Origin of the sequence: Pseudoalteromonas sp. 2CM36K (assembly GCF_023161865.1) — a bacterium.
GTDB lineage: Bacteria > Pseudomonadota > Gammaproteobacteria > Enterobacterales > Alteromonadaceae > Pseudoalteromonas > Pseudoalteromonas tetraodonis.
Genome location: NZ_JALNTK010000013.1, coordinates 58844 through 84760, shown reverse-complemented (window position 1 = coordinate 84760; position 25917 = coordinate 58844). Strand labels below are relative to the sequence as shown.

The 25917-nt window shown below is 41.5% G+C and carries 28 protein-coding genes and 1 pseudogene; 18 read left to right on the top strand and 11 right to left on the bottom strand.

Annotated features, from left to right (window positions below; translation table 11 throughout):
- Positions 1-112: 112 nt before the first annotated feature.
- From rpsJ to rpsQ, 11 genes are read left to right on the top strand one after another with little or no spacing between them, the layout of a single operon-like run.
- Positions 113-424 (top strand): 30S ribosomal protein S10, encoded by a 312-nt coding sequence (gene rpsJ / locus MTN97_RS09770; RefSeq protein WP_002957900.1) that lies wholly within the window; start codon positions 113-115, stop codon positions 422-424.
- A 27-nt stretch (positions 425-451) separates the two neighbouring features.
- Positions 452-1087 carry a 50S ribosomal protein L3 gene (rplC, locus tag MTN97_RS09765; RefSeq protein ID WP_008108338.1) on the top strand — a complete coding sequence of 212 codons (636 nt, stop codon included), beginning with the start codon at positions 452-454 and terminating at the stop codon, positions 1085-1087.
- Positions 1088-1104: 17 nt separating this feature from the next.
- Positions 1105-1710, top strand: a complete 606-nt coding sequence (gene rplD, locus MTN97_RS09760) for a 50S ribosomal protein L4 (RefSeq protein WP_008108340.1) — start codon at positions 1105-1107, stop codon at positions 1708-1710.
- Positions 1707-2009 carry a 50S ribosomal protein L23 gene (gene rplW, locus MTN97_RS09755; protein WP_006791359.1) on the top strand — a complete coding sequence of 101 codons (303 nt, stop codon included), beginning with the start codon at positions 1707-1709 and terminating at the stop codon, positions 2007-2009. Before rplD ends, rplW begins: the two co-directional genes overlap by 4 nt.
- Before the next feature lie 17 nt (positions 2010-2026).
- Positions 2027-2851, top strand: a complete 825-nt coding sequence (gene rplB, locus MTN97_RS09750) for a 50S ribosomal protein L2 (RefSeq protein ID WP_007376192.1) — start codon at positions 2027-2029, stop codon at positions 2849-2851.
- A gap of 15 nt (positions 2852-2866) precedes the next feature.
- Complete coding sequence (gene rpsS, locus MTN97_RS09745) at positions 2867-3145, top strand: 30S ribosomal protein S19 (RefSeq protein ID WP_004588689.1); 279 nt, start codon at positions 2867-2869, stop codon at positions 3143-3145.
- A 13-nt stretch (positions 3146-3158) separates the two neighbouring features.
- On the top strand, positions 3159-3491 hold the full coding sequence (rplV, locus tag MTN97_RS09740) for a 50S ribosomal protein L22 (protein ID WP_004588690.1): 333 nt from the start codon (positions 3159-3161) through the stop codon (positions 3489-3491).
- A 12-nt stretch (positions 3492-3503) separates the two neighbouring features.
- Positions 3504-4205 (top strand): 30S ribosomal protein S3, encoded by a 702-nt coding sequence (gene rpsC / locus MTN97_RS09735; protein ID WP_008108350.1) that lies wholly within the window; start codon positions 3504-3506, stop codon positions 4203-4205.
- A 12-nt stretch (positions 4206-4217) separates the two neighbouring features.
- Entirely contained in the window at positions 4218-4631 is a 414-nt protein-coding gene (gene rplP, locus MTN97_RS09730; RefSeq protein WP_008108352.1) for a 50S ribosomal protein L16, read from the top strand.
- Positions 4631-4822, top strand: a complete 192-nt coding sequence (gene rpmC, locus MTN97_RS09725) for a 50S ribosomal protein L29 (RefSeq protein ID WP_004588692.1) — start codon at positions 4631-4633, stop codon at positions 4820-4822. The genes rplP and rpmC overlap by 1 nt, the downstream gene beginning before the upstream one ends.
- Positions 4822-5079: a 30S ribosomal protein S17 gene (rpsQ, locus tag MTN97_RS09720; protein ID WP_008108356.1), complete on the top strand. Its 258-nt coding sequence runs from the start codon at positions 4822-4824 to the stop codon at positions 5077-5079. The genes rpmC and rpsQ overlap by 1 nt, the downstream gene beginning before the upstream one ends.
- Positions 5080-5380: 301 nt before the next feature.
- Here rpsQ and MTN97_RS09715 read toward each other — a convergent pair.
- Positions 5381-6504 (bottom strand): annotated as a pseudogene (locus tag MTN97_RS09715) (endonuclease).
- A gap of 297 nt (positions 6505-6801) precedes the next feature.
- Between MTN97_RS09715 and MTN97_RS09710 the strand changes: the two are divergent.
- The 4 genes from MTN97_RS09710 (at position 6802) to MTN97_RS09695 (ending at position 11826) form a co-directional block, all read left to right on the top strand.
- Positions 6802-8616 (top strand): assimilatory sulfite reductase (NADPH) flavoprotein subunit, encoded by a 1815-nt coding sequence (locus MTN97_RS09710; RefSeq protein WP_248474283.1) that lies wholly within the window; start codon positions 6802-6804, stop codon positions 8614-8616.
- Between the two features lie 62 nt (positions 8617-8678).
- Entirely contained in the window at positions 8679-10376 is a 1698-nt protein-coding gene (gene cysI, locus MTN97_RS09705; protein ID WP_028835920.1) for an assimilatory sulfite reductase (NADPH) hemoprotein subunit, read from the top strand.
- Between the two features lie 42 nt (positions 10377-10418).
- Positions 10419-11159 carry a phosphoadenylyl-sulfate reductase gene (locus MTN97_RS09700; protein ID WP_248474282.1) on the top strand — a complete coding sequence of 247 codons (741 nt, stop codon included), beginning with the start codon at positions 10419-10421 and terminating at the stop codon, positions 11157-11159.
- Between the two features lie 136 nt (positions 11160-11295).
- Positions 11296-11826: a DUF4124 domain-containing protein gene (locus tag MTN97_RS09695; protein WP_013463785.1), complete on the top strand. Its 531-nt coding sequence runs from the start codon at positions 11296-11298 to the stop codon at positions 11824-11826.
- Between the two features lie 10 nt (positions 11827-11836).
- Here MTN97_RS09695 and MTN97_RS09690 read toward each other — a convergent pair whose 3' ends face one another.
- The 4 genes from MTN97_RS09690 to MTN97_RS09675 all read right to left on the bottom strand — a co-directional run bounded on the left by MTN97_RS09690 (position 11837) and on the right by MTN97_RS09675 (position 16086).
- Complete coding sequence (locus MTN97_RS09690) at positions 11837-12073, bottom strand: hypothetical protein (protein ID WP_024601183.1); 237 nt, start codon at positions 12071-12073, stop codon at positions 11837-11839.
- A 159-nt stretch (positions 12074-12232) separates the two neighbouring features.
- The gene (acnA, locus tag MTN97_RS09685) at positions 12233-14977 is read right to left on the bottom strand and encodes an aconitate hydratase AcnA (protein WP_248474281.1); all 2745 of its coding nucleotides are present in this window, start codon (positions 14975-14977) and stop codon (positions 12233-12235) included.
- Between the two features lie 200 nt (positions 14978-15177).
- Positions 15178-15606, bottom strand: coding sequence for a hypothetical protein (locus tag MTN97_RS09680; RefSeq protein WP_069440214.1), 429 nt, complete (start codon positions 15604-15606; stop codon positions 15178-15180).
- A 96-nt stretch (positions 15607-15702) separates the two neighbouring features.
- Positions 15703-16086, bottom strand: a complete 384-nt coding sequence (locus tag MTN97_RS09675) for an RNA-binding S4 domain-containing protein (RefSeq protein ID WP_248474294.1) — start codon at positions 16084-16086, stop codon at positions 15703-15705.
- A 244-nt stretch (positions 16087-16330) separates the two neighbouring features.
- Here MTN97_RS09675 and MTN97_RS09670 point away from each other — a divergent pair, with 244 nt between their 5' ends.
- The gene (locus tag MTN97_RS09670) at positions 16331-16609 is read left to right on the top strand and encodes a hypothetical protein (RefSeq protein WP_069440216.1); all 279 of its coding nucleotides are present in this window, start codon (positions 16331-16333) and stop codon (positions 16607-16609) included.
- Positions 16610-16663: 54 nt separating this feature from the next.
- A complete protein-coding gene (locus tag MTN97_RS09665; protein ID WP_248474280.1) occupies positions 16664-17329 on the top strand; it encodes a hypothetical protein in 666 nt (221 codons plus the stop codon).
- Between the two features lies 1 nt (position 17330).
- Here MTN97_RS09665 and MTN97_RS09660 read toward each other — a convergent pair whose 3' ends face one another.
- From MTN97_RS09660 to glnA, 5 genes are all read right to left on the bottom strand, one after another.
- Positions 17331-17789: a Crp/Fnr family transcriptional regulator gene (locus MTN97_RS09660; RefSeq protein ID WP_013463792.1), complete on the bottom strand. Its 459-nt coding sequence runs from the start codon at positions 17787-17789 to the stop codon at positions 17331-17333.
- A gap of 31 nt (positions 17790-17820) precedes the next feature.
- Entirely contained in the window at positions 17821-19206 is a 1386-nt protein-coding gene (gene ntrC / locus MTN97_RS09655) for a nitrogen regulation protein NR(I) (RefSeq protein ID WP_010391999.1), read from the bottom strand.
- 15 nt (positions 19207-19221) lie between these two features.
- A complete protein-coding gene (gene glnL, locus MTN97_RS09650; protein WP_076922866.1) occupies positions 19222-20292 on the bottom strand; it encodes a nitrogen regulation protein NR(II) in 1071 nt (356 codons plus the stop codon).
- Between the two features lie 80 nt (positions 20293-20372).
- Complete coding sequence (locus MTN97_RS09645; protein ID WP_058154005.1) at positions 20373-20894, bottom strand: DUF4124 domain-containing protein; 522 nt, start codon at positions 20892-20894, stop codon at positions 20373-20375.
- Between the two features lie 115 nt (positions 20895-21009).
- Entirely contained in the window at positions 21010-22416 is a 1407-nt protein-coding gene (gene glnA, locus MTN97_RS09640) for a glutamate--ammonia ligase (RefSeq protein ID WP_248474279.1), read from the bottom strand.
- A 507-nt stretch (positions 22417-22923) separates the two neighbouring features.
- On the opposite strand from glnA, the gene typA reads away from it, so the two are divergent.
- A complete protein-coding gene (typA, locus tag MTN97_RS09635) occupies positions 22924-24747 on the top strand; it encodes a translational GTPase TypA (RefSeq protein ID WP_248474293.1) in 1824 nt (607 codons plus the stop codon).
- A 389-nt stretch (positions 24748-25136) separates the two neighbouring features.
- On the opposite strand, the gene MTN97_RS09630 is transcribed toward typA, so the two are convergent.
- A complete protein-coding gene (locus tag MTN97_RS09630) occupies positions 25137-25865 on the bottom strand; it encodes a CBM9 family sugar-binding protein (RefSeq protein WP_248474278.1) in 729 nt (242 codons plus the stop codon).
- Between the last annotated feature and the right edge of the window lie 52 nt (positions 25866-25917).

The following is a 25917-nucleotide window of genomic DNA, read 5'->3' as shown; positions in this document are numbered from 1 at the left end:
TCCGATTTGGAACTCAACGTAGATATAATCTAACAACCGGCATCTTAATTATTAAGATTGTTTCGGTCGTTTTTTTATGCTCTTTAAATGCTCTTTATATTGAGGTTTAAGAATGTCAAATCAACGCATTCGTATTCGCCTAAAAGCTTTTGACCACCGTTTGATTGACCAATCAACGGCGGAAATCGTGGAAACTGCGAAACGCACTGGCGCACAAGTACGTGGTCCAATTCCACTACCTACACGCTTTGAACGTTTTACTGTACTTACATCACCGCACGTTAATAAAGACGCGCGTGATCAGTACGAGATCCGCACCCATAAACGTCTGATCGACATCGTAGAACCAACTGACAAGACTGTAGACGCACTTATGCGTTTAGACCTTGCTGCTGGTGTTGATGTTCAAATCAGCCTGGGTTAATCGGAAGATTAGAGAGGTTTTAGGAAAATGGCATTAGGTCTAGTCGGTCGTAAAGTGGGTATGACACGTATCTTCACTGAAGATGGTGTATCTATCCCTGTGACAGTTATTGAAGCGACTCCTAACCGCATTGCTCAGATCAAATCTGACGCAACAGACGGTTATAACGCGCTTCAAGTAACCGCAGGCACTAAAAAAGCAAGCCGTGTAAACAAAGCAACAGCGGGTCACTTCGCTAAAGCTGGTGTTGAAGCGGGTCGCGGTCTGTGGGAATTCCGCCTAAATGGTGGTGAAGGCGATTTTGAAGTAGGCGCAGAGCTTACGGTTGAATTATTCAACGAAATCAACAAAGTTGACGTAACCGGTACTTCTAAAGGTAAAGGTTTCCAAGGTGGTGTTAAGCGCTGGAATTTCAGCATGCAAGACGCTACACATGGTAACTCTCTATCTCACCGTGCTCCTGGTTCAATCGGTCAAAACCAATCACCTGGTAAGGTGTTTAAAGGTAAGAAAATGGCCGGTCAAATGGGTAATGAGCAAGTAACAACTCAGAACCTTGAACTAGTTCGCGTTGACGCTGAGCGTAACCTGCTTTTAGTTAAAGGTGCAGTACCTGGCGCTATCGGCGGTGACGTTATCGTTAAACCAGCTGTTAAAGCATAAGTCCTGGAGATTTAGTGATGGAATTAGCAATTAAAGACGCTTCTGGCGCTCTTGAAGTTTCTGAAGCTACTTTTGGACGTGAGTTTAACGAAGCATTAGTACACCAAGTAGTTGTTGCATACGCAGCAGGTGCTCGTCAAGGTACTCGTGCTCAGAAGACACGTTCTGAAGTAAGCGGTGGTGGTAAAAAACCATGGGCTCAAAAAGGTACTGGCCGTGCACGTGCTGGTACAATCCGTAGTCCAATTTGGCGTTCAGGTGGCGTTAGCTTCGCAGCTAAACCACAAGACCACAGCCAAAAAGTAAACCGTAAAATGTACCGCGGTGCGATCAAAAGCATCTTATCTGAATTAGTTCGTCAAGAGCGTTTAATCGTTGTTGAAAGTTTTGGTCTTGAAGCACCAAAAACTAAAGAACTAGTTGCTAAGCTTAAAGAACTTGAGCTTAAAGATGTTCTTATCGTGACTGAAGAAGTAGATGAAAATCTTTTCTTATCGGCACGTAACCTGTACAAGGTTGACACACGTGATGTAGCTGGTATCGATCCTGTAAGCTTAATTGCTTTCGATAAGGTACTAATTACAGCTGCTGCTGTTAAGCAACTTGAGGAGGCGCTAGCATGATCCGTGAAGAACGTCTTTTAAAAGTGATCCTTGCTCCACATATCTCTGAAAAAAGCACAATTGCTGCTGAAGAAAACAACACAATTGTTTTCAAAGTAGTAAATGATGCAACTAAAGCTGAAATTAAAGCGGCAGTTGAGAAGCTTTTTGAAGTAGAAGTAACTGGTGTTCGCACACTTAACGTTAAGGGTAAAACAAAACGTACTGGCATGCGTTTCGGTCGTCGTAGCGACTGGAAGAAAGCTTACGTTACTCTTAAAGAAGGTAGCGAGCTGGACTTTGTCGGCGGCGCCGAGTAATAAGGGGAGTTAGAATTATGGCACTTCAAAAGTGTAAGCCAACTTCTGCGGGTCGTCGTCACCTAGTTAAAGTGGTTAACCCAGATTTACATAAGGGTAAACCTTACGCACCACTATTAGAGAAAAACTCTAAATCAGGTGGTCGTAATAACAATGGTCGTATTACGGTTCGTCATATCGGTGGTGGTCATAAGCAGCATTACCGTTTAATCGATTTTAAACGTACTAAAGATGGCATTCCAGCCACTGTTGAGCGTTTAGAATATGATCCAAATCGTAGCGCAAACATCGCTCTTGTATTATATGCAGACGGTGAGCGTCGTTACATTATCGCACCAAAAGGCTTAAAAGCTGGCGATGCAATCCAGTCTGGTGTTGATGCACCAATCAAACCTGGTAATGCATTACCAATGCGTAATATGCCTGTAGGTTCGACTGTTCACAACGTAGAACTTAAACCAGGTAAAGGTGCTCAAATTGCACGTTCTGCTGGTGCATACGTTCAAATCCTTGCACGTGATGGTCAATATGTAACATTACGTCTTCGTTCAGGCGAAGTTCGTAAAGTTGAATCTGATTGTCGTGCGACACTAGGTGAAGTAGGCAATGCTGAGCATATGCTTCGTTCACTTGGTAAAGCAGGTGCAAATCGCTGGCGTGGTATTCGTCCGACAGTTCGTGGTGTTGCCATGAACCCGGTTGATCACCCACACGGTGGTGGTGAAGGTCGTACATCTGGTGGTCGTCATCCTGTGTCTCCATGGGGTAAGCCGACTAAAGGTGCTAAGACGCGTAAGAACAAGCGTACGGATAAATTTATAGTACGTCGTCGTACTAAGTAATATTGAGGAATAGCCATGCCACGCTCTCTCAAGAAGGGTCCTTTTATAGACCTACACTTGCTGAAGAAGGTAGAGAAAGCTTTGGAAAGCGGTGAAAAGAAGCCAATTAAAACTTGGAGCCGTCGTTCAATGATCATACCTAACATGATCGGATTGACCATTGCTGTCCATAATGGTCGCCAGCATGTACCAGTTTTCGTTTCTGACGAAATGATCGGTCACAAACTAGGTGAATTTGCACCAACTCGCACTTACCGTGGCCATGCTGCGGATAAGAAAGCGAAGAAACGTTAAGAGGGGAAGATAAATGCAAGCATTAGCTAAACATAAATTCGCCTCTGGTTCGGCGCAAAAAGCACGTCTAGTTGCAGATCAGATCCGCGGGTTACCTGTCGATCGCGCACTAGAAATCCTGGCGTACAGCCCGAAAAAAGCGGCTGTATTAGTTAAGAAAGTACTTGAGTCTGCTATTGCTAACGCAGAGCATAACGAAGGTGCTGACATTGATGAGCTACGTGTAACAACGATTTTTGTGGACGATGGTCCAACAATGAAACGTATTATGCCACGTGCTAAAGGACGCGCAGACCGCATCCTTAAGCGTACAAGCCACATCACTGTTGTGGTTTCAGATAGCTAGGAGATATAAGTAATGGGACAAAAAGTTCATCCTACTGGTATTCGCCTAGGTATATCTAAACCTTGGGTTTCTACCTGGTACGCGAATTCAAAAGATTTCTCTGCACAGCTTTTTGGCGATCACAAAGTACGTACATTCCTTACTAAGGAATTAAAAGCGGCTTCTGTGTCTAAAATCGTTATTGAGCGTCCAGCAAAATCTATCCGAGTAACTATTCACACGGCTCGTCCGGGTGTTGTTATCGGTAAAAAAGGCGAAGACGTAGAAAAATTACGTCAAGCGGTAACTAAAATCGCTGGTGTACCTGCTCAGATTAATATTTCTGAAGTACGTAAACCAGAACTAGATGCACAACTAGTAGCAGACGGTATTGCCTCTCAGCTAGAGCGTCGTGTTATGTTCCGCCGCGCTATGAAGCGTTCGGTACAAAATGCAATGCGCATCGGTTCTAAAGGGATTAAAGTTGAAGTTAGCGGTCGTCTTGGCGGCGCAGAAATCGCACGTTCAGAATGGTATCGTGAAGGTCGTGTACCTCTACATACTCTTCGTGCTGATATCGACTACGCAACTTCTGAAGCCTTAACCACTTACGGTATCATTGGTGTTAAAGTTTGGATCTTCAAAGGCGAAGTTATTGGTGGTTTACCACTAGTACAAGAGCAAGAGAAGCCAGCTAAACGCGCGCCAAAGAAAGCCAAAAAAAGTGCTAAGTAGAGGTAGCGAGTAATGTTACAGCCAAAACGTACAAAATTCCGTAAAATGCACAAAGGCCGCAACCGCGGTTTAGCGCAAAACGGTAACAAAGTAAGCTTCGGTACTTTCGGTTTGAAAGCTACTGGTCGTGGCCGCATGACTGCTCGTCAAATCGAAGCAGCTCGTCGTGCTATGACGCGTCACGTGAAACGTCAAGGTAAAATCTGGATCCGTGTCTTCCCTGACAAGCCGATCACAGAAAAGCCTCTTGAAGTTCGTATGGGTAAAGGTAAAGGTTCTGTTGAATATTGGGTTGCTGAAATTCAGCCTGGTAAAGTACTTTACGAAATGGAAGGTGTTTCAGAAGAGCTTGCTCGTGAAGCGTTTAACCTTGCTGCTCGTAAACTGCCATTCAAAACAACTTTCGTAACTCGGACGGTAATGTGATGAAAGCAAGCGAACTAAAAGATAAAAGCGTAGAAGAGCTAAATGCTGAACTTCTAGGTCTTCTTCGTGAGCAGTTTAACCTGCGCATGCAAGCAAGCACTGGTCAGTTAGCTCAGACACACACGCTAAGAACAGTACGTCGCGATATCGCGCGTGTAAAAACAATTATTAACCAGAAGGCAGGTCAATAATGAGCGATAAAATTCGTACTCTTCAAGGCCGTGTAATCAGCGACAAGATGGAAAAATCTTTCACTGTTGCTATCGCACGTTACGTGAAGCACCCAATTTATGGGAAATTCATCAAACGTACGACTAAGTTACACGTACATGACGAAAATAACACTGCAAAAGCGGGTGACACTGTCACTATCCGTGAATGCGCTCCAATCTCTAAGAACAAATCTTGGACTTTGGTAGATGTTGTTGAACGTCCAAAACAAGCTTAATTTTTAATTAAGTCTGTTTTATGAAAAGCCCCGGCATTAGCTGGGGCTTTTTACGTTTAGAGCAGTTTTTAGCGGTAAACTTTCAGCCTTTAGCTGGCAGAAGTAAATTATAGCGCCGTAGTTTGGGCTGAGTGTTACGAACCTAAGTGCAAAAATAATATTATAAAATGGGCGTAAGAAAAGTCTTTGCAAGTGCAAAGGCATATGCTTATCTGCGAAGCCAGAAGCCAGAAGCCAGAAGCCAGAAGCCAGAAGCCAGAAGCCAGAAGCCAGAAGCCAGAAGCCAGAAGCCAGAAGCCTTTTACCAAATCATCTCTACAAATTCAGGGTGATCGATATACGGGTTTCGGTTACCTTGAAACTCAAACGCTGCTTGATTGCGGTCTAATTCTATTTGGCTAACGGGGTCGTTGTTATGCCATTTTAACAACATAGCCACGACCCAATTTTCAAATACTTGGTTACTAGAGTCGTTAAGTACGGCATTACTAGCCGTAGTGTTATTTTGCCAAGAGCGATTACGTTTTGATAGCGTGTAGCCAGTTAAGCCTTGAGTTGTAACATAGTAGCCGGTTGGCGTCGGTGTTGGCTGAGTAGCACCTAACGAGAATGCGGTAGACTCACTTGCTTGAAAGCTTGATCCACTGGCAAGCAAATTGGCTTCATTATTCAAGGCGTAGCTGCCATTGCCATATGAACAGCAAATACCATCGCCATAGCTGTCATTAATAGTAAATGTATAGTCGCCATTGGTTAAACATAATTGTTCGGTATATTGGGTGTTGGCAGCATATCCACTGCCGCTTGCAACCATACCAGCTTGGTTGTGTGTTATTTGCCAACTGGTTTCTTCGCCATAGTTATCTGTGGTTAGGTTAAAAGTAAGGCTGTTATCTGCGCAGCTTGGAGAACCGCCGCCGCTGTCATTATTAGGTAGAAGTTATCAACATAAACTAACTCACTACCATCAAAGCCGCTTGTATCGTAAAAGCGTAAACCGACATCAATCGTTTTACTACTATCAGCGGTATAGCTGTAAGTTATGGTTTGCCACTGGTTTGTTAAAGCAGGGTTTGAGTAGCCTTGATAACCATCTATAAATAAACGCGCCTTAAGATGACCTTCGGTATGATACACATCCACTGAGAACTCATAAGTTTTGCCCATTTCAACTGCGACTTGCTGTAAAAAGTCAGTGTTACTTTGTGTGCCAGTATTAACGCTAATCGCTGCTGCTTGTAAGCCTGTACTCACGACTGCGCTGTTGGCAGATACGTTAATACCACTATCAATGACTGTCCATGCTTGTGGAGTGTTGCCTGTCCATTGTTCAAAGTTGCCATTAACCACATTAGCCATCGCAGGCAAAGAGCTCAATAACAACGCGCTCAAAAGTAATTTGTTTTTATATATACCGTGTAACATAGGTGTTTCTATTTTATAGTTTGCGTAATATACCTTAGATTATAAAGGTTACAAAATTGTTAAATTAAAATTTCATAAAAGGCAATAAAAACCCTTTAGGTTAATTTCACTGGTTTTTAACTAGGTTAATAACTAAATGGAATATCAAAGCAGATTCTATTCTTTTTTTATCTATGCTTAGACGGCTATCCTGCATACTCAATTAACCTCAACAGAACCTTCTGAATGAGGTGGCACTCATTTTAAACAATGTGAACAAGCATTGTGTTTAACGTTCAGGGTTATGAGGAAAAATTCATGTTGTTAGGTCAACTCAATGCGCTAGCAAGTCCGCTTTCGCAAGAGCAAGTTCAAAAGCTACAAGGTTTAGTGGCTGAGCTTAATCCAATTCAGCAAGCGTGGGTTAGCGGCTATTTGGCTGCTAATGCTAATTCAGCAGCGCTAGGTGCGCCAATTGCAGGTACACCGGCAAGCTCTGAGGCAGCCGTACTTACTATTTTGTATGGTTCACAAACAGGTAACGCTAAAGCGGTGGCGACTAAGCTTAAAGAGCAAGCTGAATCTCGTGGGCTAGCTGCAAAGCTGGTTAGCATGTCAGATTACAAACCGACCGCATTGAAAAAAGAAAAGTTTTTAACCGTTGTTGTATCAACTTATGGTGAAGGTGAGCCACCAGAAGACGCCGAAACACTGTATGAATTTTTAATTACCAAAAAAGCGCCAAAGCTTGATGGTGTTAAAGTCGCGGTATTAGGTTTAGGTGATTCTAGCTATGAATTTTTCTGTCAAACCGCTAAAGACTTTGAAGAGCGTTTAACTAATCTCGGTGCAGACGTTATTTATCAACGTGCCGACCTAGACGTTGATTACGATGACGAAGCCGCCACTTGGATTGAGGGCGCATTAAATGCGTTTGAGCCAGATTTAAAAGCTCAGCAAGATGCCACAGGCGGCCAAGTTGTATCAATGTCATTTGGCACGCCCACAACAGCGGCTAGCCAATACACTAAGCAAAACCCGTTTGCGGCAGAGCTAAGCTTAGTGCAAAAAATTACCAGTCGTGACTCAACCAAAGATGTACGCCATATTGAAATTTCACTTGAAGGGTCTGACATTACCTATACGCCGGGTGACTCGTTAGGCATTTACTTTTTAAATGATGAAGCCTGTGTAGATGAGCTACTAGCGCAAACGCAAATTAATCCAACTAGCCGCGTCAAACTTGGCGATGAAGAACTTAGCGTGCGTGATGCCTTAATTGAAAAACTAGAGCTGACACAATCGTACCCTGGTTTTGTAGAAAAATATGCCACGGCTACAGGCACGCCTGGACTTCTTAAGCTTGTGGAAGATAAAGCCGCAATGCGTGAATACATTGAGCCTCGCCAAATTTTTGATGTGGTTGCACAAAACCCAGCTAAATTAGAGGCGCAAACACTGGTTGATTGCCTACGTAAATTACAAGCGCGTTTATATTCAATTGCTTCTAGCCAAAGCGAGGTAGAGGACGAAGTACATTTAACTATTGCACTGGTTGAGTTTGAAGCGTTTGGCACAGAGCATTTAGGTGGCTGTTCAGGCTATTTAGCACGCCGAGCGCAAGAAGGCTGTAAAGTAAAAGTATTTAGTGAACATAATGACAACTTCCGCTTACCAGTAAATGATGACACACCGATCATCATGGTAGGGCCAGGTACAGGTATTGCACCGTTCCGTGCCTTTTTACAAGAGCGTGATGCGCGAGAGGCTACGGGTAAAAATTGGCTGTTTTTTGGTAACCCACACTTCACCCAAGACTTTTTATACCAAGTAGAAATTCAAGGTTACTTAAAATCAGGCTTGTTAAGTAAAGTCGATGTGGCGTTTAGCCGTGATCAAGCAGAAAAAGTTTACGTGCAAGATAAGTTACGTAAAAACTCAAAAGAAGTGTTTGACTGGTTAGAAGCGGGTGCTCATTTTTATGTGTGTGGCGATGCAAACCGCATGGCTAAAGATGTACACAATGCCTTAATTGATATCATTAGCGAAAATACCGGCAAAAGTAATGAAGAGGCCGACCAATATTTAAAAGATTTGCGTAGCGCAAATCGCTATCAGAAAGACGTGTACTAAGTACACGTTGTTTATTTTATTAAAAGCTAACAGCCGTCACTGTAACAAATTTAGGATTTAAAATGAGCGAACAAGATAAAACCGTAAAGCTTTCTGATAACGAACGTTTAAAAAGAGAAAGTAACTTTTTACGCGGCACTATAGCGCAAGATTTAAAAGATGAAATTACCGGTGGTTTTACTGCCGATAATTTCCAGTTAATTCGTTTTCATGGCATGTACCAGCAAGATGACCGCGATATTCGTCCCGAGCGTGCTAAACAAAAGCTAGAACCACTACATAATGTCATGCTGCGTGCGCGTATGCCTGGCGGCATTATTAAGCCCGAGCAATGGTTAGCAATTGATAAGTTTGCTGGGGAGAAAACCAGCTATGGCAGTATTCGTTTAACTACGCGCCAAACATTTCAGTTTCATGGTGTATTAAAACCTGAAATTAAAGGTATGCACCAATTACTTAATAGCGTGGGTATTGATTCTATTGCAACCGCCGGTGACGTGAACCGCAATGTACTTTGTACCACTAACCCTGTTGAGTCTGAGTTACACCAAGAGGCGTATGAGTGGGCGGCAAAGATTTCTGAGCACTTATTACCTAAAACCAAAGCGTATGCAGAGATTTGGCTCAATGGCGAAAAAAGTGAAACCACAGAAGAGCCAATTTTAGGCTCAACTTATTTACCGCGTAAGTTTAAAACCACAGTAACAATTCCACCAAATAATGAAGTGGATGTTCATGCAAACGACTTAAACTTTGTGGCAATTGCTGATAACGGTAAATTAGTTGGTTTTAACGTGCTAGTAGGGGGGGGGCTTGCCATGACCCACGGTGATACTGCAACGTATCCACGTAAAGCCGATGATTTTGGTTTTATTGCCCTTGAAGATACCTTAAAAATTGCGGAGCACGTAGTGTCTGTGCAACGTGATTGGGGTAATCGTTCTAACCGTAAAAACGCAAAAACTAAATACACACTTGACCGTGTTGGGTCTGATGTATTTAAAGCAGAAGTTGAAAAACGTGCAGGCGTGAGTTTTGCACCAAGCCGCCCTTATGAGTTTACTCATCGAGGGGATCGCATTGGTTGGGTTGAAGGCATTGACGGTAAACATCACTTAACGCTCTTTATTCAAAGTGGTCGTATTTTAGATTACCCCAATAAGCCACTAAAAACAGGGTGTCGTAAGATTGCAGAAATTCATCAAGGTGATTTTCGCATGACCGCCAATCAAAACTTAATTATTGCCGGTGTGCCTGCGGATCAAAAAGCAATCATTGAAAAAATAGCGCGTGAACACGGTTTGATTGATGACAAAGACACTGAGCAACGTAAAAACTCAATGGCGTGTGTGTCACTGCCCACTTGCCCTTTAGCGATGGCTGAAGCCGAGCGTTACTTACCGAGTTTAATTGAAAAAATAGAAGGCTTATTGGCCAAGCATGGAGTACCAAATGACAGCATTATTATGCGTGTGGTTGGTTGCCCTAACGGCTGTGGTCGTGCCATGCTAGCTGAAGCTGGATTAGTAGGTAAAGGCCCAGGTAAGTACAACGTTTACCTTGGCGGGAATACGGAGGGTACGCGTATCCCTAAGCTTTATCTTGAAAATGTGGGCGAAGAAGTTTACCTAGAGGCATTTGATAAGCTTATTGGGCAATGGGTTAGTGAGCGCAATGAAGGCGAATGCTTTGGTGATTTTGTTATTCGCAAGGGTATTGTTGCAGAAGTAAAAGTATCTGTTACCGATTTTTACGCATAATTTAAAAGCAGCGCACCGCGCTGGTGAGGTTTAAAATTGACCATGAGTGAATTTAAAAACATATTACAGCTAGATAAGCAAAGCCAACAGGCTATGTTAGCTGATGCGAATGGTTTGCTGTCTAACATGAATGCTGAGCAGCGCGTTGCATGGGCGCTAGAGCACTTGCCTGACACCGCGTTTTTATCATCGAGTTTTGGTATTCAAGCAGCGGTAATGTTGCATTTAATGACATCACAGCGCCCCGATATACCTGTTGTACTAACAGACACGGGTTATCTATTTCCAGAGACCTATCAGTTTATCGATCAGATGAGCGAGCGTTTATCACTTAACTTAAAAGTGTATAAAGCGCAGTTGAGCCCTGCATGGCAAGAGGCTAAATTTGGAAAACTATGGGAGCTAGGTGAAGAAGGTATTAAGCAATACAACCAGCTCAATAAAGTTGAGCCAATGACGCGTGCTTTAAAAGAGCTTAACGCTAGCACCTGGTTTAGTGGCTTGCGTCGAGATCAATCGTCGAGCCGTGCTGAAAAGCAAGTTTTAGAAATCAGCCGAGGTACAGTAAAAGTGTACCCTATTATTGAGTGGAATAATCGTGATGTGTACCAATACCTTACTAAACATGATCTGCCATACCACCCATTATGGGAGCAGGGTTATGTGTCTATGGGTGATGTACACACTACGCGTAAATTAGAGCCAGGAATGAGCGAAGAAGAAACCCGCTTTTTTGGGCTGAGCCGTGAGTGTGGCTTGCATATCGATGGTGATGGAATTTAATTACCTTGTTATTCAAAGCTATAAATTTAAAAACGCAGCTAAAGCTGCGTTTTTATTTTGTGGAAAATAATTGCCTGACTGCTGTTTTTTTATTATATTAATGATAATAAAGGATTAAATTTACAGCAGGAACGCTATGAAATACTTTACCTACTTAGCAATATCAGTAATGGTCATTGCTCTTATCTCTTTGTTTTATCTTAAAAAGCCAAATGGGCAACCTTGGCTCACCAGCTCATTGATTAAAAATGAATCTTTTTCTATTAAAGATAAAGTGGTAGCGCTTTCATCTAATACATTCGAACAGCTCACACTTGAGCTTAAAAAAGTAGGAGATAAAATCACATCGTCACCGTTAGCATCTGACTCTCAAAGTAAAATTTATAAGTGGCAAGATGAGCAAGGGCAGTGGCATTTCTCCGATGTGCCAAATAAAAATGGCAAGAGTATTGAAGTGCATCTTGATCCCGCAGATATTAATGTTGTGGTAGCCGAAGATACGGCTATATTAAGTGGTAGTGCTAAATCTGCGGCAAAACCTTTTCCTCAGCGAGCGCCTGAAATATACAACAGTGAGTCAATCAATAAGTTGTTTGAAGATGCTGAAAAAGCCAAAAAGAGAATTGAGCAACGCAGTAAAGAAGTCGAAAGTTTCAGCGGCTTTTAGCCCTTGGGAGTTACTGCGATTTCAAGTAGCGCTTTTCTGCTTCCATTAATAATATGGTTAAATAAATTTTAGTTGGCAGTGATAAAAACACACCAATTGCAATGCACGCTGCTGCAGTAATAATGCCTTTAATACCGTACTGGCTGGTAAAGTAGCTCGATACAATTAATACATGGCCTGTCACAATCAGGCATAACCCAAGCAAAATAGATGTTTTAAGCAGTCTTATCATTACTATTGAAGACATGGCGACCTCTGCGCAGCGTGTCTTCTTAGTGTATGGTATCTTGATAGAGCAACATTGATTTAGCGCAAGGGTGTATCAATATTTACTTCTATAGCGAATGTAAAAAAGCCCAGCTCATTGCTGAGCTGGGCTTTTAAGCTACTACTGTTTAATGGCTAGTTAGTCGAGCATATTGCGTAATACGTACTGTAAAATCCCGCCATGTTTGTAGTAATCCCACTCTTTAGGGGTATCAATACGCACATCGGCACTAAAACTAACTTGTTTACCTTCACTGTTAGTGGCAATGACACTGACTTCGTCGGTTTTGTCGTATAAACCTTGAATATCAAATTGTTCTTGCCCCGTTAAGCCCAATGATTCATGGCTTTCACCCTCTTTAAATTGTAAAGGTAATACGCCCATACCAATCAGGTTCGAGCGGTGAATACGCTCATAGCTTTGTGCTATCACAGCTTTAATACCGAGTAGTAATGAGCCTTTTGCAGCCCAATCTCGTGAGGAGCCGGTACCATATTCTTTACCTGCTAGAACCACTAATGGTGTTCCACTCTCTTGATATGCCATTGCCGCATCATAAATACTCTCTAGCTTATCGTCAGGTTGAGTGCGAGTGACACCGCCCTCAGTACCGGGGGCGAGTAAGTTTTTAAGGCGCACATTAGCAAATGTACCACGCATCATCACTTCGTGATTACCACGGCGAGAACCATAAGAATTAAACTGTGCTTTTTCTACCCCATTTTCTTGCAGGTAAAGTCCTGCGGGTGCCTCCGCTTTAATCGCACCTGCTGGTGAAATATGATCGGTAGTCACTGAATCGCCTAGTTTAGCTAGACAGCGCGCACCTTCTATTTTTGGGATCCCCGGTGGTTCAACACTCATACCATCAAAGAATGGCGCTTTTTTGATATAAGTCGAGGCAGCATCCCAATCGTAAAGCTTACCATCAGGTATTTGAATTTTTTGCCAGCGACTGTCACCATCGTAAACATTGGCGTAGCTTTTTTCGAACATTTCTTTAGTTACCGTATTTTTTACAAGCTCACTCACTTCTTTAACGCTTGGCCAAATATTTTTAAGGTATATATCGTTACCATGCTTATCTTGCGCAAGTGGTTCGTTGTATACATCAATATCGGTTCTACCTGCTATAGCATAAGCTACTACAAGTGGTGGCGACGCGAGGAAGTTCATTTTAACGTCTTGGTGAATACGCCCTTCAAAGTTACGGTTACCCGACAAAATAGAGCTTACAATTAGTTTATGTTTTTGAATAGCTTCTGAAATTTCATCCGCTAATGGGCCTGAGTTACCGATACAGGTGGTACAGCCATAACCAACTAAGTTAAAACCAAGCGCATCAAGATCATCCATTAACCCTGCTTTTTCAAGGTAATCGGTAACCACCTGCGAACCTGGTGCTAAAGACGTTTTAACCCAAGGTTTTACATTAATACCTAATTGACGTGCTTTTTGAGCCACTAATCCTGCCGCTAAAATTACGCTTGGATTAGAGGTATTAGTACAGCTTGTGATTGCAGCAATGACGCAGGCGCCATCATTTAACTCAAATTCTTCTCCATTAAAGTTTACTTTTGCTGCGCCCATAAACTGCGCTTCATCAGTGGGTTCGTCAGGATTGGTAGTAGGGCCTTCACTTTCAATACGCGCTTGCTCTTCATCGCTTTTATCTCGACGTGCCATACGTTCGTCTTGGAAGTCTTTTAAGTGTTGACCAATAACATCACCGGCTTTATCCAGTGTGATTCTGTCTTGTGGACGTTTCGGGCCAGCAAGACTTGGTACTACATCATCTAAAGTTAGTTCTAGCTTATCGGTATAATGTGCTTCATCGCCATCATTACGCCATAAACCTTGATGTTTTGCGTAATCTTCAATCAGTTTAAGCTGCTTTTCATCGCGATTAGTTAAGCGTAAGTAATTAATCGTTTCATCATCAATAGGGAAAATACCACAGGTTGCGCCATATTCCGGTGCCATGTTGGCAATAGTCGCTCTGTCGGCCAGTGGTAAGTCGGCAAGCCCGTCACCATAAAACTCAACAAACTTACCTACCACACCATGGTTACGCAGCATTTCAGTAACAGTAAGTACTAAATCTGTTGCTGTAGTGCCCTCAGGTAAGCGGCCATTTAATTTAACGCCAACGACCTGAGGAATAAGTAGGCTAATAGGTTGGCCAAGCATGGCGGCTTCGGCTTCAATACCGCCTACACCCCAACCGAGTACGCCTAGGCCGTTGATCATGGTTGTGTGAGAATCAGTACCAACCAGTGTATCTGGATAGGCTAACGATTTACCGTTTTTTGTATCATTGAACACTACACGTGCTAAGTATTCTAAATTTACTTGATGGACAATACCTGTGGCTGGTGGCACCACTTTTAAATTATCAAATGCGGTTTGACCCCAACGTAAAAACTCGTAGCGCTCTTTATTACGTTCATATTCTAGTTTTGAATTTAAGTCGAATGAGCCATCTTTACCGTAACCATCCACTTGTACTGAGTGATCGATCACCAGCTCAGCCGGAGAAAGCGGATTTATTTTTGCAGGATCGCCACCAAGCTTTTCCATCGCATCACGCATGGCGGCTAAGTCAACAATAGCAGGGACACCGGTAAAATCTTGCATTACTACGCGGGCAGGGGTGAAGGCTACTTCGGCCGAGGGCTTAGCCTTTGGATCCCAATCTAGTAGTGCCTGAATATCTTGCTCTTTAATATTCACACCATCTTCATTACGCAATAAATTTTCTAGTAATATTTTTAACGAAAAAGGCAGGCGTTTGGCTTTATCGCCAAGTCCCATGAGCGAGTTAATATGATATTGCTCGCCATTGATAGTAAGCTGTTGTTGGGTGTCGAAACTATTTTTCATTATTTGTCCCTTCAATAAATTAGATTGATATTCTTGAAAAAGTGACCTCTGTAGTAGTTTGCAAACTGTGTACCATGATAAAAAAATACCATGCAGTGTAATTTTTTTGACTGTTATATAAATAGAGATGAAGGCCAAAAGTTAAAATTCAAGGGATGCTCTGAGTAATAATTGGCCACAAAACTAAAGTCAAAAAAGTGTTATTTAAAGTAGTCCTGTTGTTTTAAGTGGAAACTTAAATACACCAATGCAATCGCAATTAAGGTCACTGCAATAGGCATAAAAATAGCGCTAACGCCAAACAAGCTGATGCTATTAATAATTATAAAATTATAGTATTGCTGGGCTAAAACCGCTGCCAAAGAGATTATTAATGTTAATGCGGCTAGTGACTTTTTGAATAATAAAAGTACGCACCCTAATGCGCCGCCAAATACTGCAATAGCAAACGCTAAAGTAGCCCATAGAGGTTGGCTGTTATAAGCAAGTTGTTGTTCTTGTGGGAGTTTACTTACCATTTCGGGTGTTAATAATAGCTGCATGATAAATGCAAAAACACCTAATATATTCCATAACAGGGCGGTGATGAGTACGGGTTTTATCCAGCGGTTTGCAGTGTTTTCTGACATGTAAGCATCGATTTTTTATTATTGATATTCTATTAAAGAATAAAAAAGCCAGTGATGCAAACTGGCTTTTAATAACACATATGACGTAAGCGAATGTTAGCCAAACGAAATAGGACGACGACCCGTTTTTTCATCCACTTTAGGTTTTTTAGTACGTTTGCGCTTATTTTTAGCTGGCTCTGTTGTTGCTACGGGCGCGGCTTTTTCTGCTGTAACTGTTTCATCAATAACAGGATGCTCTGCAGGAGTGGCATCTTCACTTAGCGTCAGTTGGAACAACTCGCCATCAAATGTAAGAACATCGCCACTGTATAATTTTTTCCGTTTAATTGTACAAATTTCATGGTTAACACCTACATAGCCACCGCTAATTAGATTTTTTGCTTGGCCACCACCTTCAACTAGATCTAATACTTTTAATAATTTACAAAGCTCTATAGGCTCTTCTTCTAATTCAATTTCTATATATTCTTCGTTCATCATGTTTCTCTGTGGGGGTGGCATTAGCTGTAGTATAAAGGCTAGCTGGTTATTTTGCACCAAAGTGCGTTTGTTAGATGCGATGATTGTGCATTTTTTATGAAACTTTTTACCTCTTTCATTTGTCTTTAAAAAAACTGAAGTAATTCAAGACTACACTTCGCGTGAAAAAAATTACACATTGGCGCGCTTGTTGCCAATATCTGTCGTAAAAAGAGATTGAATATAAACAGTGGAGTAAAACATGGGCATAAGATTAGCGATGAAAAAAGAGCTAATGGGCTTAGATAATTCAGATATGTTAACTGCTGATGATGTTAGAAGGCATTTGGCTCAGCAGGTACAAGAAGACACTGAACGTGGTTTTTCAGTTATCTCCAAGTTTAATGACACCCATAGTCAGTTAGTCAGCGGGCTTAAAACTAAACAAAGCGAGCTGGTATTTGAACGACATCGTTTATTTAATGAAGTACTTTATAATCGCCAGAGTGTTGATGCATGGTTAAATAACCAAATAAATTAAATTGCCATTTTAAATCACCCTTATAGACTACACTTGTAATTTATTGGGGTGATAATGAAAAATGGAATTTTAATATGTGTATTGGTGTTTTTATTAGCTGCGTGCCAGCGACCTACTGTTTATGTTTTTATTGAAAACTTGCAAGGTGAACAGCGCAACCAGCTAGATGCTGCACTAAATGCACAAACTCTCCCCTATGAATATGTAGAACCAGCAATCCCATCAGATTTTGGTGAGGCCACATTACTACTCTCAAGCGATAAAATTTACCCCAAAGAGACGGAGCAACTTGCAGCTATAATGCAAGAGCTAGGGTACGCGCCACAAGTTAATTATACAAGTCGTTCAAATCATTTTTATGGTGATGGCAATATAGGCTTTTATTTAAAAAATGCTGATGCCAATAGAAATTTTGTTATGCCTAAACAGCTGAGAACAACTCATTGCAGCGAAGATAAATACAATGATTTAGCAGTCAAATTTGCAAATGAAGCTGTTGAGTTTACATTACCAAGTGGCGCAATCGTGAGGCTAAACTGGGAATATTTATATGGTTATGTTGTTGTTTATTTTAAAGACCATTCGCAAACATACAGTCATTCGCAGCCGCTTGTAAATACCCCCTTTGGCGCCAAGCCGTCAGATACCTACACATATACCGCAAGCGTTAACACCCCAGGTTGGCTTGATTGCTCACTACAAATTGTTTATATGGACTGATTTAACCGTGGGTTTCTATATGTTCGCTTAGTTTAGCTATGCGCAGGCTCATTCCTTCAATAATACGGTCTTTAATTTTTTCGCGTATAACATTAGGTAGGCGGGTAAGGGCATCGGCAGTAATAGCCAGTACGATGGCATTTTCTTTGGCGCGTGCATTAATGCTGCGCTCTCGGTTATTAATAAACGCGCCTTCACCAATAAATTCACCAGGCTCTATACTACCCAGTTCCAGTAGGTGACTATGCTTAAACACCATCAAAGAGCCACTGAGGACAATAAAAAGTCGCTTGTCATTATCAAACTCTTTAAATAAAAACTGATTTTTACTTACTAAGTATAATAATCCAAACGACTCTAAAAGAATTTGACGTTCATTAAGCGTGAACTCTTTAAAGAATTCTAAGCGATTTATAATTTCCATTTGCTTAAACAAAGGGATGTTTTCAATTAACTTCATCAATAACCTAGGGCGCTAGCCTTATAAAATATCAGCTAATATTGCGCTCTTTTAATTTACGGGTCAACGTATTGCGACCCCAACCAATTTTTACCGCGGCTTCTTGCTTATGGCCTGAACAATTAGCGAGTGCTGTTTTTATTAAGCGGGTTTCCAGCTGGGCTTGAATATCCGGCCAAATATTTTCTTTACCTTGTTTAAACTCTTGATTAAGCCATTGCTGAAATGAATCTAGCCAATCGCCTTCTTGAGTTGCGGCGGCATTATCAATAATTTCAGGGGGTAAATCTTGCTCACCAATCAGCTCCCCAGGTGCCATTACGGTTAACCATCGACAGGTGTTTTCAAGCTGGCGAACATTTCCTGGCCAATTAAATAAACACAGTTGTTTAATTGCTTTAGGGCTTAATACTTTACTATCTACTTGCAGGTCTTTTGCACTTTTATGTAAAAAGTGTAGCGCTAAGCGCTCTATATCTTCAGGGCGCTCGCGTAAGGCAGGTAAACGTAGGCGAACCACGTTTAAACGATGAAATAAATCATCTCTAAACTTACCTTGTTTTACCAGTTCTTCTAAATTTTGATGGGTGGCAGCAATAATGCGTACATCTACTTTTATACTTTGATGACCCCCCACGCGATAAAATTCGCCATCGGCTAATACGCGCAATAAGCGGGTTTGTACATCCAGTGGCATATCACCGATTTCATCCAAAAATAAGGTACCGCCATTCGCTTGTTCAAAGCGACCTTTACGCACGCTATCTGCCCCTGTAAAAGCGCCTTTTTCGTGGCCAAACAGTTCAGATTCAACTAATTCTTTAGGGATAGCGGCCATATTAAGGGCAATAAATTGGTTTTCTTTCCGCGGGCTGTGGTTATGTAAGGCGCTGGCAACGAGCTCTTTACCAGTACCTGACTCTCCATTGATCAGTACGCTCATACTCGATGCTGACAGCTTACCTATAGCACGAAACACTTCCTGCATAGCAGGGGCTTCGCCAATAATATGGGCGCTTTTGGGGGGCGCGCTTTTACGTTTGGTTTTTTTAGTTGAATTAGCTCGATAAGCACTTTCCACCAGTGCAACCGCTTCATTTAAATCAAATGGCTTGGCCAAATACTCAAATGCGCCTTTTTGGAATGCATTAACGGCTGAATCAAGGTCTGAGTGGGCGGTCATAATGATCACAGGTAGCCCTGGCGTTTGCTCTGCTATTAGCTCAAGTAACGCCATACCGTCCATCCCCGGCATTCGCACATCGGAAATCAACACGCTAGGTTGACTAAATTTTAGTGCATTAAGTACGTTTTGTGCATCTGCAAAGCTCTCTACTTCAAACCCTGCGCGAGTCAGTGCTTTTTCTAGTACAAAGCGAATTGAGGCATCATCATCTACAAGCCAAGCTGTTTTCATGAAAACTCCAAAGTATTAATCTGTAAATGGCAGATAAATATTAAATTCAGTATGTCCTGGCCAACTATCGCATTCGATATAGCCATCATGTTGATCAATCAAGGTTTGCGCTATAGATAATCCAAGTCCCGAGCCACCTTCTTTATTAGTGGTCATAGGGTAAAATAAGGTGTCGCGTAAATTAGCATCAATACCTGGGCCGTTATCCATTACTTGAATAAGCAATGCCTTTTTAGGGGCTTTTCCCGGACGACGATGCTGATAATTAATCCGTGTTTTTATTTTTATTTCGCCACCATCTACCAATGCCTGTTGTGCATTACGCACAATGTTTAGCACCACTTGTTGAACCTTGCTCTGATCAATATAAACATCAGGAATACTCGGGTCGTAGTCTTTAACTAACCGAATATTGCGGTTGTTATCTAACGTACTGAGTTTAACAACCGACTCTAATGTTTGATGTATATTGCCATACGATTTTTGCGGTAGTTGGTTAGGCCCAAGGAGTTTATCAACTAATTCACGCAACCGATCGGCTTGTTCAATTATCAGTTCTGCACATTGATCTCTTTCTTGTTGATCACCCTCATACTGCAATAATTGCGCCGCCCCGCGAATTCCACCCAGCGGGTTTTTAATTTCATGGGCTAAACCGCGAATTAAGTTACGTGCAGCTTGGTATTGATGCATTTGATTTGAGACTTGGTCGTGCTTTATTTCGTCATCGGTTTGTCGACATTCAAATAAAATATAATAGGTGTCGTTATGTTTTATTCGCCGAGTACTTACCGCTAATTTTGCATGGCGAGAATCGATAAACACCACGTCAGCTCTGTGCTGGTGGCAGTCTACACCATCAACTAACGAGTACTGTGCAATGCGTTTTAAGTCGATAGAATGGTAGTTAAATAAATCGTCGAATGCTTGTCCTAGCAAACGTTTTTCGCCTAAGCCAAGTAATTCACTGGCACTGGTGTTAGCGTAAATAAGCTTAAAGCTTTCATTGAGTAACATCAGGGCGGTGGTTTGGTTTTGCCAAATTATATTCAGTAGCTCTGGGCTAAAATGTGTTTTATTAATCATCATTGCACCATTTTAGTGCGCCTGGGAAGGTAGGCAAGGTTTTTAGAAAATATACGCTAAACACGCGTACTTAATTGTAATTATCGACCTATGTTAAGGCCTTTACGGTGCATAAAAAATACACTTTCAGGACTGGTTGCAATTACCTGATTTTGTTTATTATAAAGTTTAACTTGCAGTGTGTGTTGGCCTCGCTCCACATCTCTTAACGCCAGTGTTGTCGTATCGCTCGGTGCACCAATGGCAACGCCATCTAAAAATAAACCAATGGTAAATCCAGCTTCAAATCGAGGGGCAATACGGGTAGAGACATACACAGAGCCCGTGTTTTCTCTTATAGTTTGGTGTGGTTCAGGCGATGAAATACTAATACTAAACTTTACTGCTGTTTTAGTAGGAGCAGTATCAAGAATATCGGTGTTTGTAGCGGGCATGCTGAGATGTTGGCTCGTGAGTTTAACCTCTTTAGCGCCAGGCTGAGGAGTATCTGAAAAAACCAGCACCCCATTTTTGTCTTTCCATGCGTAAATTTTTTTATCGCTCGCATGGCTATTAAGGCTTAACATTAAAGCTATTAATAGCAACAAAATCTTACCTACCATCCAGCTATCCTGCATTGTTTAAACTAACTTCACTTTAGTGTAGAACCGTTAAATTTACCATAAAAAAAGCCCGCAAAGCGGGCTTAAAACACACATTATTTTATCGGTTAATAAATTAACAGCTGTAGTACATTTCGAACTCAACTGGGTGAGTTGTCATGTTAAGTTTTTCAACTTCTTTTGACTTAAGTGCGATGTAAGCATCGATTAGGTCATTGGTGAATACACCACCTTGGTTTAAGAATTCACGGTCTGAATCAAGCGCAGCTAATGCTTCATCTAATGATGAGGCTACTGTTGGAATTTCTTCCGCTTCTTCAGCTGGTAAGTCGTATAAGTCCTTGTCCATAGCATCGCCAGGGTGGATCTTGTTTTTAATTCCGTCAAGGCCAGCCATAAGCATTGCAGAGAAAGCAAGGTATGGGTTAGCAGTTGGATCTGGGAAGCGTACTTCGATACGACGACCTTTTTCAGATGGTACCACTGGAATACGGATTGATGCAGAACGGTTACGTGCAGAGTATGCAAGCATTACCGGTGCTTCAAAACCTGGTACTAAACGTTTGTACGAGTTAGTTGAGGCATTTGCAAACGCATTGATTGCTTTAGCGTGCTTAATAATACCGCCAATGTAGTAAAGTGCATCTTCAGAAAGACCACCGTACTTATCACCAGCAAAAAGGTTAACACCGTCTTTTGCTAAAGATTGGTGACAATGCATACCAGAACCGTTATCGCCTACAACAGGCTTAGGCATAAATGTGGCCGTTTTTCCGTAAAGGTGAGCCATGTTATGAATAACATATTTCATCTCTTGGATTTCATCCGCTTTTAACACCATAGTGTTAAAACGCGTTGCAATTTCGTTTTGACCGGCAGTCGCCACTTCGTGGTGATGCGCTTCAACAACTTGCCCCATTTCTTCTAAAACTAGGCACGTTGCAGAACGCCAATCTTGGAAATCATCAACAGGTGCAACTGGGAAGTAACCGCCTTTAACACCTGGGCGATGGCCTGTGTTTCCATCTGCATATTCTTTATCTGAGTTCCAAGCTGCTTGCTTAGAATCAATTTTATACATTGAACCTGACATGTCAGATTTGTATTTAACATCGTCAAATACGAAAAACTCTGGCTCAGGACCAAATAAAACAGTGTCAGCAATACCCGTAGAGCGCATGTACTCTTCAGCGCGCTTAGCAACTGAGCGAGGGTCGCGTTCGTAACCTTGTAATGTAGAAGGTTCAACCACGTCACAACGAACTATTAGCGTTGTTTCTTCTGTGAAAGGGTCAAGTTTAATTGAATCTGCATCTGGTAATAACACCATGTCTGATTCGTTGATGCCTTTCCAGCCAGCAATTGAAGAACCGTCAAACATCTTTCCATCTTCAAAAAAGTCTTCATCAACTTGATGGTGAGGAATAGAAATATGTTGCTCTTTACCTTTTGTGTCAGTAAAGCGTAAATCAATGAACTTAACGTCATTTTCTTTAATAAAATCTAAAACCGATTGTGACATGTGTCCTCCAACTATTGGGTTTTATTATTGCTGCTTAGATACGTTAAATACTAACAAGCTGATTTTATGCCACTATTATAATATATTGTTTTTTATGTAAAAATATATAAACAATATAAAGGTGATATAGATTAAGCACTATTTTGGTGCGTAATAATTCCAAAAAGGTGCAACATTTACAGAGTCATAATTGCTTGCAAATTAATCACCTTAGACTAACACAAAGAAAATGCAAAATACGCAGTAAAGTCGCTTTAAATTAACTCAAAACCACCTTTTGAGATAAATTTATAAAAATTAATCATCAAAATTAATTATTTTAAAACAAAGGGTTAATTATTTTATTGCGAAAGTTTGAAATTTTATTTTGGATAAACTTTCATCCATTCCATTTATAGGGGATAATATGCGCCCTTTTAAATCCTATGCTGGGACATCTCGTGAAAGCGCAGGTGAGAACGTATAGCCCCTGCAGGATCAATGAGATCAATTTCTCTGAGTGAACATATGAGTATCGAAAAGTTAAGAAATATAGCAATTATCGCCCACGTTGACCACGGTAAAACAACACTGGTTGATAAACTACTTGAGCAATCAGGTACATTAGAAACACGCGGCGGTAATGAAGAGCGCGTGATGGATTCAAACGACATTGAAAAAGAACGTGGTATTACCATTTTAGCGAAAAACACCGCTATATCTTGGAATGATTACCATATCAATATCGTAGATACTCCTGGACACGCCGACTTCGGTGGTGAAGTTGAACGCGTACTTTCGATGGCTGACTCAGTACTACTACTTGTTGACGCTCAAGAAGGCCCAATGCCACAAACACGTTTCGTAACGCAAAAGGCATTCGCGCAAGGCTTAAAGCCAATCGTTGTTATCAATAAAATTGATAAGCCAAGTGCTCGCCCTGATTGGGTTATGGATCAAATCTTTGATTTATTCGACAACCTAGGCGCAACTGATGAGCAGTTAGATTTTAAAGTAATCTACGCATCAGCAATCAATGGTTGGGCTACATTAGATTTAGACGAAGCATCAGATAACATGGAACCTATGTTCAAGATGATCGTTGACGAAGTATCACCACCGGATGCAGATCCTGAAGGTGACTTCCAAATGCAGATTTCACAGCTTGATTACAACTCTTATAAGGGTGTAATTGGTATTGGTCGTATTAAACGTGGTTCTGTTGCACCTAACCAACAAGTTACGGTTATCAGTGCAGACGGCACAACTCGTAACGGTAAGATTGGTTCAGTACAAAGCTACTTAGGCCTTGAACGTATTGAAACTGATAAAGCTTACGCTGGTAACATCGTAACAGTAACAGGTTTAGGCGAGCTTAAGATTTCAGATACGCTTTGTTGTCCTAATAACGTTGAAGCATTACCACCACTAAGTGTTGATGAGCCAACAGTAACAATGACGTTCTCTGTAAACAACTCTCCTTTCTGTGGTAAAGAAGGTAAGTTTGTAACATCACGTAATATTCGTGAGCGTTTAGACAAAGAATTAGTACACAACGTAGCACTTCGTGTTGCAGATACAGATAACCCAGATAGCTTCCGTGTATCGGGTCGTGGTGAATTACACCTAGGTATCTTAATCGAGAACATGCGTCGTGAAGGTTACGAGCTTGCTGTATCTCGTCCAGAAGTAATCTTACGTACTGTTGATGGTGTGTTAGAAGAACCGTATGAAACACTAACAATTGACTGTGAAGAAGAGCATCAAGGTTCTATCATGGAGCAAATTGGTCTTCGTAAAGGTGAGCTAACTGACATGGCACCAGATGGTAAAGGCCGTATGCGTATGGACTTTATGATCCCAAGCCGTGGCTTAATCGGTTTCCAAACTGAGTTCATGACATTAACGTCGGGTTCTGGTTTACTTTACCATACATTCGATCACTACGGTCCGCACAAAGGTGGCGAGCTAGGTGTTCGTAAGAACGGTGTAATGATTGCAAACGCAACAGGTAAAGCACTTACTAACGCATTATTTAACTTACAAGAGCGCGGCCGTTTATTCATTGGTCACGGTGTTGAAGTTTATGAAGGTATGGTTATTGGTATTCATAGCCGTGATAACGACCTTACAGTTAACGCACTTAAAGGTAAGCAACTTACAAACGTTCGTGCATCTGGTACAGATGAAGCACAATCTCTAGTTCCACCTCTAGATTATACACTTGAGCAAGCGCTTGAGTTTATCGATGATGATGAGCTAGTTGAAGTTACACCTGAGAACATTCGTATCCGTAAGCGTCACTTAACTGAAAGTGAGCGTAAACGTGCGGGTCGTGCTCCTAAGTCATAATCTATTAATTTAGAATCATGATTTTAAAAGCCGCTGTATTGCAAAATACAGCGGCTTTTTTGTGGGTGAAAACAAGCGCTATTAGCTTTAATTCGTCAGCTGTCAGATTAGAACAGTGTCATTGAATCGCTTGGTATTAATATGGCTATTAAGTGAAAGCCGCTAGATTTTATAAACCATGCAACATAGTGTTTTTCCACTAAAAGCGCTGCACCTCTTATCCTCTTTGTGAGTAATTCACTTAAAAATGTTTGCACAAAGAGAAGGGAATGAAAAGTAAAAGAGGAAGGGCTTAAAGCAGACGATAATGAAAAGCAGCTGTTTTTGTTGGTAGGGTATGTTTTCGTTGGGTTACGCTTCGCTCAACCCAACCTAAACGCTAACTTACATCACTTCTTTGGTAGTAGAGTGATTTTACCAAATACATCTGCATCTATATAGCCAAGGTTGCGACTGCCGTTAACAGGCTGTACTTCATGTGAGCCCATAAAGTGTTCACGTACTTCGCTACCATCGTTATCGCAGTAGGCGAGCATAAAACCAATAACGTGTTTTTCAGTTAATTTAAGCGGTGTATTTTTTGCGCCTTGTTGGAAATCGTTTGGGTAGAGTTTTATCGCCACTTCCCACGTGATGTTATAGGGCGCAGTGGTATTGCGTTTCCAGTTACTAACTAAGTGATCGGTATATAAATGCGCTTTTTTATCAGGTCCATAATCGGCAGCTTGGTTATCAAGGCCAATATGATAAGCAAATGCTGTATGGTTAAATTGGTGATTACCGCCAGATGCGTCACTATCAATAAAAACTTCGAGGGCATCATCATCCCAATATTTCACCGTTGGATCTGGGTGCGTATCAATTAGTACATCATCAGCAATATCGGCTTGCAAGTATAGATAATCTTCATCCCACAGTAATTTGTAGCGACCTTTAAAATCCTTGCCTGAGTCTGGTAGGGTGCCGTCCATTAAGTATGGCATATTATGCCAAGTGGCTTTGTCCCATGCACTTTCAGAAACCCCATCAATAGTAATAGCTGTTGGTGTATGACTAACGTCAATAGCCATGATTGGCTGGGTAAAAAGTAAGCTAAAAGCGAGTAGTGTTTTTTTCATTAATCATCTCATCAATTAAGGATGATTTAGCTTGGCTTAAATAGCAATCAAA